This window comes from Agromyces sp. Marseille-P2726 (assembly GCF_902809835.1).
Classification (GTDB): Bacteria; Actinomycetota; Actinomycetes; order Actinomycetales; family Microbacteriaceae; genus Agromyces.
Genome location: NZ_CADDWM010000011.1, coordinates 145,865 through 158,454 on the forward strand (window position 1 = coordinate 145,865; position 12,590 = coordinate 158,454).

A 12,590-nucleotide genomic window follows, 5' to 3' on the forward strand; every position below is an offset into this window, starting at 1 on the left:
ACGGCTGTTCCGCCGTCGGGACTGCAGCGGTACCGTGCTGATTCGCCCGAGCACCGGCTCGAGCCGCACCCCGACGAGTCAAGGAGTATCCGATGGGCGCAGCTGTATCCGTCACCGACGCCACCTGGGACGAGCAGGTGCTCGCCGCCGACCGGCCGGTACTGGTGGACTTCTGGGCCGAGTGGTGCGGGCCGTGCGTGCGCATGTCGCCGGTGCTCGACCAGTTCGCCGCGCAGCACGCCGACAAGATCCTCGTCGCGAAGCTCAACGTCGACGAGAACATGACGACCGCAGCCAAGTACAAGATCATCGGCCTCCCCGCCCTGCGGGTGTTCGAGGGCGGGGAGCCCGTCAAGTCGATCTCGGGCGCGCTCTCGAAGGCGGCGCTGGAAGCGGAGCTCGCCGAGTTCATCGGCTGACGCGAGGGCGCGATTCCGTGCGCCGTGCCGATCGCCCGGCGCAGGCCGGCCGGCTCGCCGGCCGAGACAGGAGGTCAAGGGATGGGCGAACGCATCACCGTCGCCGACGCGATCGGACGAACGGTCGCGGCACTGGGAGCTGGACACGTGTTCGGGGTGGTGGGCAGCGGGAACTTCCACGCCACGAACGCGGCCATCGCAGCCGGCGTTCCGTTCACCGCCTCACGGCACGAGATGGGCGCGGCCACCATGGCCGACGCGTTCAGCCGGGTGACCGGACGCGTCGCGATCGTCTCGGTGCACCAGGGGTGCGGGCTCACGAACGCGCTCACCGGCATCACCGAGGCCGCGAAGTGCCACACCCCGATCCTCGTGCTCGCAGGAGACACCGCGACCGGCGACACGACCTCGAACTTCCACATCGACCAGGATGCCGCGGTGCTCGCGATCGGCGCGACGCCCGCGCGGGTCGTCTCGGCCGAGACGGCGGTGACCGACGCGGCCGACGCCTTCCGACTGGCACTGCATGAGCGACGCACCGTGGTGCTGTCGATGCCGGTCGACATCCAGGATGAGCTCATCGAGTGGGATGACGCGAGGATCCCCGCGCTCGGCGGGCCGGTGGCGCGCGCGGCCGATCCCGACTCGATCGCCCGGCTGGCGCAGCTCCTGAGGCACGCCGAGCGTCCGGTGATCGTGGGCGGACGCGGCGCGTGGGGCGCGAAGGCGGAGCTGCGGCGGCTCGCCGAAGCGGGCGGCGCGCTGCTGACGACCTCGGCGGCGGCCCGGGGGCTCTTCGTCGGCGACGAGTGGGCGCTCGACATCATGGGCGGATTCTCGACTCCGGGTGCCGCGCGGCTCATCGCCGACGCTGACGTGATCGTCGGCTTCGGCGTCGCGTTCAACACGTGGACGACTCGGAATGGCACGCTCCTCGACGGAGCGACGGTCGCCCAGGTCGACGATCGCAGGGAGGCGTTCGGGCTGCACCGGCCGGTCGACCTGGCCGTGATGGGCGACGCCGCACTCGTGGCCGCCGCCGTCGCCGACGCGCTCGAGCAGGGCGGCCCGCGCACGGGCTACCGCCGCCCCGGCATGCGGGACCACGTGCGGGCGGTCCGCTACTGGAAGGACCAGCCCGTCGAGCCTCACGAGGAGCCCGGACGCATCGATGCACAGGCGCTCGTCAACTCGCTCGATGCCCTGCTCCCCCTCGAGCGTGTGGTGGTGCCCGACGGCGGCAACGTGAACTGCTACGCGGGAGCGCATCTGCGCGTGCCCGACGAGCGGGGTTACTGCATCCCCCTGTCCTTCCAGGCGATCGGCATGGGGCTCTCGGCGGGGATCGGTGCCGCCGTGGCGCAGCCGCACCGAACGGCCGTGGGCGGCACGGGCGACGGGTCGTTCATGATGTCGCTCGTCGAGCTCGACACGGCGGGGCGGCTCGGGCCCGGCATGGTCGTGATCGTCTTCAACGACGAAGCGTACGGCGCCGAGGTGAACCTCTTCCAGGGCGATACCGCGCAGCTCGACACGGTACGCTTCCCCGAGACCGACATCGCCGCCGTCGCGCGCGGGTTCGGCTGCCACGGGGTCACCGTGCGCGACCTCGACGACCTCGCACCGGTCGTCGAGTGGCTCGACGGCCCACGCGCCCGCCCGCTGGTGATCGACGCGAAGATCGTGCGCCATCCGTCGCGGATGATGATGCGCAATCCGGCGGTCCGCGAGGGGGTCGCTTCGCCCGCGCTCGCCTGAGCCCGATGCGATGCCTGGACGCGTCGTCGGCCTCAGCGGGCCGGCACCGGCATCCGACGCTCCCAGTACCGCGCGAAGGCGCGCGCCGCGAGGCTGAGGAGGAAGCAGCCGAACATGGCGGCGGCCATGGGCACCGCCGTGTGCGGGCCCCAGAGGCCGCCGATCGGCGAGGCCGCCGCCCCCGCCGCGAACTGGATGCTGCCCATGAGGGCCGCCCCGGATGCCGCGGCGAACCCGGCCCGCGCCAGGGTGAGGGTGGTGGCGTTGGCCATGATCGCGGTGGCACTGCCGCACGCGAGGGCGATGAGCGGCAGGTAGGACGCGACGGTGAGCAGGCCGGTCGCGGTGATCACCGTGAGCGCCGCGGTGCTCGCGATCGCCACCGTGAGGGCGATGGCCTGCATGCGCTGCGCGCCGAACCGTGCCGAGAGTGGTGCATTGGCCATGCCGCCGACGAGCACCGACAGGGCGTAGACCGTGAACATCGCCCAGAAGCCCCAGACGTCGGCACCGAGCACGTCCTGCGCGACGAACGACGACGCGCTCACGTGCGCCATGATCCCGCCGAGGGCCAGCGCCATGGTCAGGGCGTTGCCGACGTACGCCGGATCCTTCAGGAGTCGCCCGTAGGTCGCCGCCATGCTGGCGGGGTGCAGCGTGGCGCGACGGTCGAGCGCGAGCGTCTCGGGCATCCGCCAGGCCACGAGCAGCAGGAAGAGCGCCGAGATCACCGTGATGCCGACGAGGATGAGCCGCCAGCCGCCCACCTCGAGCAGCACGGTGCCGAGGAACGACGCGACGAGTGGACCGATCGCAAGCGTGCCGGTGAGCAGGCTGTACGCCCGGGGCACCTGTGCGCGGACGCCGATGTCCGCGATGACCGCGCGGATGACGACCACGCCCGCCGACGCCCCCAGGCCCTGGAACACCCTGCCGAGGATGAGCAGGTCGAGGTTCGGCGCAGCGGCCACGAGCACGCCCGCTGCGGTCAGCACCGCGAATCCGATGATGATGACCCTCCGACGGCCGAGCGCGTCCGACAGGGCGCCGACCATGAGCTGCCCGACGGCCACGCCCAGCAGGAACGCCGTGAGGGCGACCTGGATGCCCGCGATGGTCGTTCCGAGGTCGTCGGCCATGATGCCGAGCGCCGGCAGGTACATGTTGGCCACGATCGGATTGAGGATCATGATCGCGCACAGCACGACCAGCAGGGTGCCGTTCAGCTCGGGCGGGACACCCGTGCCGGCGACCCTGCGCGTGTACACCATTCGGAATCTCCTTGTTTGGGGCGACGCCCCGTCCAGGTGTCGGCGGATGCCGCGAAGGCACCCTTGATTCTACGCATTGCGACATATCGCCCGCAATGCGTACAATTGGAGGGTCGCGAGGGCGCCGGCGATGGCCCGCGGCGATGGAGACGAGGACGACGATGCCCGAACTGCGCAGCAACCTTCCCCCCACCTCGGCCCTGGCGATCGCGCGAAGGGCGCACTACACGGCCCTCGGCATTCCCCGCGAGGACTGGACGAAGCCCAAGGTGGCCATCGTCAACACGTCATCCGAGCTTGCGGCCTGCTACTCCCACCTCGACCAGATCGCCGACGTGCTGAAGGGCGAGCTGCGTGCCGCCGGCCTGCTGCCGTTCGAGATCCGCACCACGGCACCATCCGACTTCGTCACGAGCGCCGGGCGTGCGGGGCGCTACATCCTGCCGAGCCGCGATCTCATCGTCGACGACATCGAGGCCGCGGTCGAGGGCGCCAAGCTCGACGCGATGATCTGCCTGAGCTCGTGCGACAAGACCACGCCGGCGCACCTCATGGCCGCGGGCCGCCTCGACGTGCCGACCATCATCGTGCCATGCGGGTACCAGCACAGCGGTCTCGCCGAGGGCCGCGAGGCCGACATCGAGGAGATCTTCCTGCTCGCGTCGAAGGCCGCCGTCACGGGTGAGCCGACGGGCGAGCTCGAGGAGCTCGCCGAGGACGCGATCCTGGGTCCGGGCGTGTGCGCGGGGCTCGCGACGGCGAACTCCATGCACATCCTCGCCGAGGCCATCGGCATGGCCCTGCCGGGCGCCGCCCCAGTGCGTGCGCTGAGCGAGCGGATGTGGGACAACGTGCGCCGCTCCGCGGTCGCCCTCGCCGAACTGATCGAGCGCGACATCCGCCCACGAAGCATCATCACCGAGGGGTCCGTCCGCAACGCCGTCCGCGCCGTGCTCGCGATCGGCGGCTCGATCAACACCATCAAGCACCTCCAGGCGATCGCCGTCGAGGCCGGTCTCGACGTCGACGTGTGGGAGGCCTACCGGCAGCTCGGCCGCGAGACGCCGCTGCTGTGCTCGGTTCGCCCCAACGGCCCGCGCCTCACCGAGGAGTTCGAGGACGCCGGCGGCGGCGCAACGATCCTCCGGGAGCTGCTGCCCCTGCTCGACGGGAATCAGCTCACCGTCAGCGGCCGCACCGTCGCCGAGAACGCCGAGCTCGCCCCGCCCGCCGACGGCGACGTCATCCGCGGCATCCACGACCCGTTCGGCACCGATCCGGCGATCAGCGTGCTGAAGGGCACGCTCGCACCGGGCGGGGCCGTCGCCAAGCGGCCCGTACCCGACCCGGGGCCGCGGCGGTTCACGGGCCCCGCACGGGTCTTCGCGAATCGCGAGGAGGCGATCGCGGGCATCGCGAGCGGCCGGCTTCGCGAGGGCGATGTGGCGGTGATCCGTGGAATCGGCGTGGCGGGCGCGCCCGGAATGGGCATGACCTCGGCGTTCATCTTCGCACTGCACGCCCGCGGCCTCGCGCAGAAGGTCGCGCTCGTCACCGACGGGCAGTTCAGCGGCCTCGTCAACCAGGGCATGACCGTGGGCGAGGTCTCACCCGAGGCTGCCGCTCCCGGCGCACCCCTCGGGCTCGTGCGCGACGACGACCGCATCGACATCGACCTCGAGCGTGGCGTCGTCGACCTGCTCGTCGACCCCGCCGAGCTCGAGGCCCGCCCACCCTACGAGCCACCCGCCGACCGTGACAGCGGCGGTGGCTATCTCGACCAGTACGAACAGCTCGTGCAGCCCCTGAGCTGCGGTGCGGTGCTGTGCGGGCGCCCGTGCGGCAACGCCGAAGAACGACTCACCCAGCCGGGCGCCGCGGCGCCGCGGTATCCCGTCGACACCCTGGAAGGCCCCCGATGACCACAGCGACCATCCACGAACCCGCCCGCGACATCCCGGTGATCGGGGAGTACGACGTGGTGGTGTGCGGGGGCGGGCCGGCCGGCCTGCTCGCCGCCACGGCCGCCTCCCGAGCGGGCCGCTCGACGCTGCTGATCGAGAAGTACGGCTTCCTCGGCGGTGCAGGCACCATGGGCGGGCTCGCGACCTTCTGCGGCATGCACGCCCGCTCGTACGGCACCGACATCCAGTCGGTGCACGGTTACGTCGACGAGCTGCTCGAACGCATGGCGGCGATGGACGGGCTGAACCGGCCGCACCTCTCGGTCGACGACCGCATCGCAGCACTGTCGTACGACATCTCGGCACTCAAGATCGCCGCCGACGAGCTCGTGCTCGCGGGCGGGGCCGAACTGCTCTTCCACACCTCCGTCGTCGACGTCGTCAAGGCCGACGACGCCACGATCGACGCGGTCGTCGTGGAGTCGAAGTCGGGTCGCGGCGCGATCCGGGGGCGATTCTTCATCGACGGCACCGGCGACGGCGACATCGCCGCGTGGTCGGGCGCGCCCTACGAGCGCTCCGAGCACCTCATGTACCCGTCGCTCATGTTCCGCATCAACGGCGTATACCCGGCCGAGGCAGGGCCGGCATGGAAGACGGTACGACGCCTCATGGAGGAGGCCGAGGAGGCCGGTACGCATCGCTTCCCGCGCAAGAAGCCGATCGTGCGGCCGCAGCGCAACCCGCTGGAATGGCGCTCGAACCTCACCCAGCTCTCGAACGAGGACGGCTCGGCCATCGACGGCACCGACGTGCGGCAACTGACCCGGGGAGAGATCCAGGGTCGCCGCCAGGTGAAGGACGTCTTCGACTTCATCAAGACGAACACGCCGGGCTTCCAGGACTCGTACATCGTCGACATCGCCCCGTCCATCGGCATCCGCGAGACGCGACGGATCGTCGGCCAGTACCAGCTCACCGAGCAGGACGTGCTCGGGTGCGCGGACTTCGACGACACCATCGGAGTGAACGGATGGCCCGTCGAGGCCCATGTCGTGGGCGACGTGGAGTTCCGGTTCCCGCCCGTCGAATCCCGAGGCTTCAACCAGTTGCCCTACCGGATGCTGGTGCCGCAGCTCGTCGACAACCTGCTCGTGGTCGGCCGATGCGCGTCGATGACGCAGGGAGGCCAGTCGTCGGGCCGCGTCACCGGACCCTGCTTCGCCATGGGACAGGCGGCCGGAACCGCCGCCGATCTCGCCCTCTCGGGCGATGGGGCGGCCGCGAGCGTCGATGTCCCCACGCTGCAGGGCCGCCTCGAGGCCGACGGTGCCTATCTCGGCACGACCGAGCCGACGGGCATGGAGATCGCGGTGGCCTGACGGTCGGCACGCTCACCCGGATTCAGCGGGACCGGAAGATCTGCGGATTCGCGTTTCGGTAGGCGGCGGCGATGCCGTCGGCCGCGCGCTGCAGCGCGGGCCTCACGGTCTCGCGCAGTGATTCCTCGGTCTCTCGCACGGTGGTCGACGAAGCGGTGATGCCTCCGACTGCGCGGTCGTCGACCACGACGGGCACCGCGACGGCGACCTGCCCGGGGTGCAGTTCCTCGATGGACACGTCGTAGCCGCGCTCGCGTACGACGTCGAGGCGCGCGCGCAGCACATCGGGGTCGGTGATCGTGTTCGGCGTGTGCACCTCGAGCCGCGCCTTCGCCAGATACCGCTTGAGCTCCCGCTCGGGCAGGTCGGCCAGCAGCACCTTGCCGATCGCGGTCGCATGCGCCGGAAGGCGCGTGCCGATGCGGATGGCGTCGGGAAGCGGCCGACGGTCCTCGACGCGGGCGACGTGGATGACCTCGTGGCCGTCGAGCACGCCGACGCTGCAGGTCTCACCGGTCGCCTCGACGACATCCGCCATGTACGGGTAGGCCACCTCGGGAAGGGAGGAACGCTGGAAGTAGCCGGCCCCGAGTTCGAGAATGCGCGGTGCCAGGCTCCACTGGCCGCTCTGGACGACCACGTAGCCCAGGTGCTGGAACGTGAGCAGGATGCGCCGCACCACCGGGCGCGAGAGATCCACCCGCGTGGCGATCTCGGCGACGCTCATCGTGGTGTCACGCTGCCCCAGCGCGCGGAGCACCTCCACGCCGCGCTCGATGCTCTGGATCCGATCGCGCGACCGTTCCTCCGCCACCTCTACCTCCGGTCGTACGCATTGCGTTCAGGACGTTCCCATCCTATGCCGACGACCGGATGGCGGCTGGCGTGGCGCGGCCGATCAGGCGGACGTGTTCCTCAGGCCATACACGGATTCGTGCCACGGGATGAAGAACCGCTTGAGCTCATTGACGATGAGGTACAGCACCAGGCCGATGATGGAGAGCCACAGGATGAGGGCGAACGTCATGGCGGCGTCGAGCGAGTTCATCGCCGCGACGACCATGTTCCCGAGGCCGTTGTTGCCACCGAGGTACTCGCCGACGATCGCACCGATCGTGGCCAGCACGATGGCCACCTCCATGCCGGCGAAGAGGTACGGCAGGAGGCTGCGCATCTCGAGTTGGGTGAACCGCTGCCGACGTGTCGCGTTCAGGCTGGTCATGACCTCCCGGTGCCCCTGCTCCACCGAGCGGACACCGAGCAGCACGTTCAGCATGATCGGGAAGAAGGCGAGCAGCGCCGACAGCACGACCTTCGAGGTGAGGCCGAACCCGAACCAGATGACGAAGAGGGGCACGAACGCGACCTTCGGCGCGACCTGCGAGATCACGATGAGGGGCCGGAGGCTCACCTCGAGCCACTGCAGCTTGCCGAGCACCACGCCGACGACGACGCCGACCACCATGGCGATCAGGAAGCCGGTGATGATCTCGGTCACGGTCGTCAGGGTCGCCGCCCAGGCACGCTCGTTGGTGAGGAGGCTGACGAAGGCCTCCCAGACCTCTCCGGGCGGCGGGAAGATGAACGGATTGACGTTGAACGCCGTCACGATGACCTGCCAGGCCACCACGATCAGGACGATGAGCGACGGCGTGACGATCCAGGGCAACAGCTTGATCGCGCGATTGCGGGACATCTCATTCCTCCTCGTCGATGTCGTGCCGGAGCTTCCGCACGATCTCGTTGAATTCGACCGTGGTCTGCAGGTCGACCGACCGGGGCTTCTCGAACTCGGCCGGCAGGATCTGCCGGATGCGGCCCGGCCGCGGGGTCATGTGCACGACGCGGTCCGCGAGGAACACCGCCTCGGGGATGTCGTGCGTGACGAACACGACCGTGGAGTTCGTCTCGAGCACGATGCGCTGCAACTCGAGGTTCATGCGCTCGCGGGTGAGCGCGTCGAGCGCGCCGAACGGCTCGTCCATGAGCAGCAGTTCGGGCTCGGTCGACAGGGCGCGCGCGATGGCGGCGCGCTGCCGCATGCCGCCCGAGAGCTCACGGGGGTACGACTTCTCGAACCCGGTGAGGCCGACGAGCGCGGCGAGGTCGGCCGCCCGCGCCCGGCGCTCGGCCTTGCCGACGCCGCGGAGCTTCATGGGCAGCGCGATGTTGTCGAGCACCGAGAACCACGGGAAGAGGTTGCTCTCCTGGAACACGAAGCCGAGCTTCGTGACCGCGGTGGGGTCGACCTGGGCGCCGCGCCAGAGCGAGCGTCCGTCGACCTCGATCGTGCCCGTGGTCGGCGAGAGCAGCCCGCCGATCATGCGCAGCAGGGTGGTCTTACCGCAGCCCGATCGGCCGATGAGGGCGACGAACTCGCCGACCCGGATATCCAGGTCGATCCCCGAGACCGCGTGCGTCACGCCGGCCCGGGTGGTGAAGTCGCGTCCGAGGTCGGTGATGTGGAGCCTGGGAACCTCTGGTGCGGGCGCGTTCGACGGCGCGACCCGGGCGGACGTGTCGTGTGTCGTCATGGTGGGCATCGTCGCTCTCTCTCGATGTGAGGCGGGGTCCCGCGTTCGGTCGCGCGACCCCGCCTCGCTGTCCTGTGCGGCTGGGTCAGTCGGCCGGCAGGTACTCGTCCGTGATCCAGTCCTCGGGGTTCTGGCCGCCCTTGAGCAGCCCCGACTTGGCGTACGTCTCGTAGGCGTTCGTCCACGCGTCGAGATCGTTCTCGAGCAGGCCGAGCTGACCCTCGGGGTCGACCCAGGTCTCGGTCGTGTACACCTCGAGCGCAGCCTTGGCGACCGCGTCGTCCTCGAGCGCGGCGAACGAGAAGTCGCCGCTGTCGCGGAGCGTCGCGAGCACGTTCTCGAAGTCGTTCTCGGCATCGTCGATGACCGCCTGCGTGGCCTCCTTGATCGCCGCGAGGAATGCCTCGATCTGCTCGACCCGGGCTGGGTCCTCGAGGTTCGACTGCGTCGTGATCCATGCCTGCAGGTCGGGCGCGTCGCCGAGACCGGCGGGGCTGACGGTGGCGTCGGGGTTCTGCTCGGCGAGCGCGATCGACGTGTCGAGGCTCACGATGTAGCCGCCCAGCTGTCCCTGCTTCACGAGCTCGAACGTGGCGCCGGTCACCGGCACCGCCTGCCGCGTCACGGAGTCGCGCGGGATATCGTTCGCGTCGAGCGCGAGGTTGAGCATCTTCTCGCTCGTGCCGCCGATCGAGCCCATTCCCATGACCTCGCCCTCCATGTCCTGCGGCGATTCGATGGGCTCGCTCTCGAGGGAGGCGACGCGGAGGTTGGACTTGTGCGCCATGGTGCCCACCGCCACGATCGGCTGGCCGTCCTCCATGCCGGGGAAGACGTCGACGGTGCTCGCGCGGGTGATGGGCGCCGCGCCGCCGAGGAGGGTCTGGATGGCGGCCGCTGTTCCCTGGACGGGCTGCAGCTGCACGTCGAGGCCGTGCTTCTCGAAGTATCCGCCGGCATAGGCGTACATCTCGGGTGTGAAGGTGAACGACTCGAGCGGGAGGAAGGTGACGACCACCATCTTCGTGAGCTTCTCCTGGTCGCCCGCGCCCGCCGTCGAGTCCGCCCCGTCGGACGGCGATCCGGCGCACGCGCTCAGTACCAAGGCTCCGGCTGCGGCCATGACCGCCGCCATCCGGGTGAACCGCCGTCTCGGGGTGCTCGTGCCCCGAGCTTTCACTGCTGTGATCATTTCGACTCCTGTGTCGGACTGATACGCCCGCTACAGTGCGGACGGCTGGGGTCGAGTCTGCCGACCGGCGGCGGCGCCTCCAAGTACCTTTTCAGATAGTGAAAGCAAGCGTAGTCTGGATTCCACCAGCTCCGGCTCGGCGAAGGACCGAGACGAGGCCGGCATCGCCGTCGACCCGCACGAGGTCCCCCGTCCGGATCGTTTCGAGGGGGTCGGGTTCGGCCTCGACCACCGTCGGCACCCGGGTCACGATGGCGCCGAGCACGGCTTTCGTGGTGAGCACGTTGAAGACCATGGCCGCCGGCCCGGTGCCCATGAGCCGGGTGCTCTGGAAGTAGCCCGACCATCCCGACGAGCCCTTCGCGCCGGGGAACACGAGCACCTTGCCGGTGAAGCACACGCCGAACAGCTCGTGCCGCGGTTCGATGATCGTGCCCGTCGCCACGTCGATGCCGCCGAAGCCCGAGATGGCGTCGTGCGTGACGAGCGCCTCGGCCTCCACCACGCCGGGCACGATGCCACGTCCGCGCAGCTCGAGCAGGGGCTCGCCGTCGGGCGCGGGCCCGGTCATGAGAGTCCGCCCCGCCATCTCCCGGTGACGGCCGCGTCGATGCACTCGTCGAGCGAGCCGAACCACGCCTCGATGCCGAGGATCGCGGGCAGGTAGTGCGCCTGCTTCGCCGAGTCGGTCGCGAACACGCGGGTCCCGGGTGGCGCCGCCTTCGACATGGCCGGACACGAGTCGGTGAGCACCCGGCCGCCCGCCTGCGTGATCGTGCGCGTGTAGCCGTTGCGGTCCGCCATCGTGCGAAGCGCTCGGGGTGTCATGACCCACAACTCGGTGCCGTCGTGCAGGCGACGATCCTCCAGCAGGTACGCGATGCGCGCGATCTGGTCGAGCGAGGCGTGGGGGCACCCCAGCAGCACGAAGTCGACATCGGTGCTCGTGCCCTGCCCGTTGAGCGTCTCGTAGACCCACTCGCGTTCGCGGGGTCCGTACCGGATGGGCTCGGGCGCGGGGCGACCGCCGAAGGCCGCCTCGAGGCTCGGCGCCTCGGGCGTGATGCCCGGGATGTGGTACAGCTCGACGCCGCCCGACGTGGCGGTCGCGGCACCGAAGTGCTTGAGGTCGGCCAGGTCTGGCTGGGCGAGCTCGCCGATCACCGCCGGCCGCGCCTCCTGCACGGTCTCACCGACGAAGTACCCGAACATCCCCCACTCCTGGAAGTCGTCGACCGACACATCAGCCTGGAGCAGGTGCGTCGCGAAGCGGTTCTCGGGCAGGTGGTTGCCCCAGTAGGGGATCTTCCCCGTGAGGCTGGCGGCACCGGTCGACGCCCCACCCTCGCAGTTCGTGCGAGCGCCGAGCACCGAGTTGCAGTACACGACCGCCGACGACTCCATCCATGCGCAGTGCTCGCCGCGCACGGGCAGGTTCCCCACCTGGTACGGCGTGCACGTGGCGAGGATGTTCACGCCGCGCTCGCTGTAGTACGACTCGGCGCTGCCCTGCAGCTCGATCGACTCGGGAGCGTACTTCGTCAGCCCCGCGGCATCCGGCCCGAATCCGTGCTGCAGCTGGCAGGTCGGCACCCTCATGCGCGGAATCTCGATCTCGCGGTCGCAGTCGAGGTTGATGACGGCATAGGCCTTCGCCCAGCCGCCCTCCTCGAACAGCCTGCGCTTCGCCGGCGACGGCTGCGTCATCGTGCCCGCGACGTTGCGCGTCTCCACGAGCCGCTCGGCGCCGAGGGCGTCGCCGTAGCGGATCAGCAGGTCCATCGCGGCCGCGACGGCCTCGCCCTCGGCACCGTCGCGCATCCCCTTCTCCTCGTCGGTGAGGAACATGTCGACCTCCTGTGTCGTGGACTCCTAGTGGCCCTCGCCCTCGGGCAGCACCACGCGGCTCAGCGTGTAGGGCGTGTCCTCGAGCGCCGTGGACAGGATGGACTCCATCACCGGCAGCGGAACGAGGCAGTCGGCACAGGCGTCGGGACCTGCGTCGATCGTCACGACGAGCTTCTCGTCGTCATCGGGCGTCCACCGCAGCAGGTAGCCGTCGTTCGCCACCATGTCGGCGAACTCCTTGAATGCGGCATCCACCACTGCGGGGTCGGTCACCTGGGCCAT

12 protein-coding genes are annotated in these 12,590 nt (G+C 70.1%); 4 read left to right on the top strand and 8 right to left on the bottom strand.

Features of this window, described 5'->3' with window-relative positions; genetic code table 11:
* Window positions 1-92: 92 nt before the first annotated feature.
* Together trxA and HUS56_RS05075 are read left to right on the top strand one after the other, a co-directional pair.
* The gene (trxA, locus tag HUS56_RS05070; RefSeq protein WP_173922300.1) at window positions 93-419 is read left to right on the top strand and encodes a thioredoxin; all 327 of its coding nucleotides are present in this window, start codon (window positions 93-95) and stop codon (window positions 417-419) included.
* Window positions 420-500: 81 nt separating this feature from the next.
* Window positions 501-2,177 carry a thiamine pyrophosphate-binding protein gene (locus HUS56_RS05075; protein WP_217423934.1) on the top strand — a complete coding sequence of 559 codons (1,677 nt, stop codon included), beginning with the start codon at window positions 501-503 and terminating at the stop codon, window positions 2,175-2,177.
* 32 nt (window positions 2,178-2,209) lie between these two features.
* On the opposite strand, the gene HUS56_RS05080 is transcribed toward HUS56_RS05075, so the two are convergent.
* Entirely contained in the window at window positions 2,210-3,448 is a 1,239-nt protein-coding gene (locus HUS56_RS05080) for a Bcr/CflA family efflux MFS transporter (RefSeq protein WP_173922301.1), read from the bottom strand.
* A 161-nt stretch (window positions 3,449-3,609) separates the two neighbouring features.
* On the opposite strand from HUS56_RS05080, the gene HUS56_RS05085 reads away from it, so the two are divergent.
* On the top strand, window positions 3,610-5,370 hold the full coding sequence (locus HUS56_RS05085) for a dihydroxy-acid dehydratase (RefSeq protein WP_217423935.1): 1,761 nt from the start codon (window positions 3,610-3,612) through the stop codon (window positions 5,368-5,370).
* Window positions 5,367-6,734, top strand: coding sequence for an FAD-dependent oxidoreductase (locus HUS56_RS05090; RefSeq protein WP_173922303.1), 1,368 nt, complete (start codon window positions 5,367-5,369; stop codon window positions 6,732-6,734). The genes HUS56_RS05085 and HUS56_RS05090 overlap by 4 nt, the downstream gene beginning before the upstream one ends.
* 22 nt (window positions 6,735-6,756) lie before the next feature.
* Here the strand turns inward: HUS56_RS05090 and HUS56_RS05095 are convergent, their stop codons facing one another.
* The 7 genes from HUS56_RS05095 to HUS56_RS05125 form a co-directional block, all read right to left on the bottom strand.
* Window positions 6,757-7,548: an IclR family transcriptional regulator gene (locus HUS56_RS05095; RefSeq protein WP_173922304.1), complete on the bottom strand. Its 792-nt coding sequence runs from the start codon at window positions 7,546-7,548 to the stop codon at window positions 6,757-6,759.
* Between the two features lie 84 nt (window positions 7,549-7,632).
* Window positions 7,633-8,430, bottom strand: coding sequence for an ABC transporter permease (locus tag HUS56_RS05100; protein ID WP_173922305.1), 798 nt, complete (start codon window positions 8,428-8,430; stop codon window positions 7,633-7,635).
* 1 nt (window position 8,431) lies between these two features.
* Window positions 8,432-9,268, bottom strand: a complete 837-nt coding sequence (locus HUS56_RS05105; RefSeq protein ID WP_173922306.1) for an ABC transporter ATP-binding protein — start codon at window positions 9,266-9,268, stop codon at window positions 8,432-8,434.
* Window positions 9,269-9,353: 85 nt separating this feature from the next.
* On the bottom strand, window positions 9,354-10,460 hold the full coding sequence (locus tag HUS56_RS05110) for an ABC transporter substrate-binding protein (RefSeq protein ID WP_173922307.1): 1,107 nt from the start codon (window positions 10,458-10,460) through the stop codon (window positions 9,354-9,356).
* Window positions 10,461-10,551: 91 nt separating this feature from the next.
* Complete coding sequence (locus HUS56_RS05115; protein WP_173922308.1) at window positions 10,552-11,031, bottom strand: aconitase X swivel domain-containing protein; 480 nt, start codon at window positions 11,029-11,031, stop codon at window positions 10,552-10,554.
* The gene (locus tag HUS56_RS05120; RefSeq protein ID WP_173922309.1) at window positions 11,028-12,308 is read right to left on the bottom strand and encodes an aconitase X catalytic domain-containing protein; all 1,281 of its coding nucleotides are present in this window, start codon (window positions 12,306-12,308) and stop codon (window positions 11,028-11,030) included. The genes HUS56_RS05115 and HUS56_RS05120 overlap by 4 nt, the downstream gene beginning before the upstream one ends.
* 24 nt (window positions 12,309-12,332) lie before the next feature.
* Window positions 12,333-12,590 (bottom strand): hypothetical protein, encoded by a 258-nt coding sequence (locus HUS56_RS05125; protein WP_173922310.1) that lies wholly within the window; start codon window positions 12,588-12,590, stop codon window positions 12,333-12,335.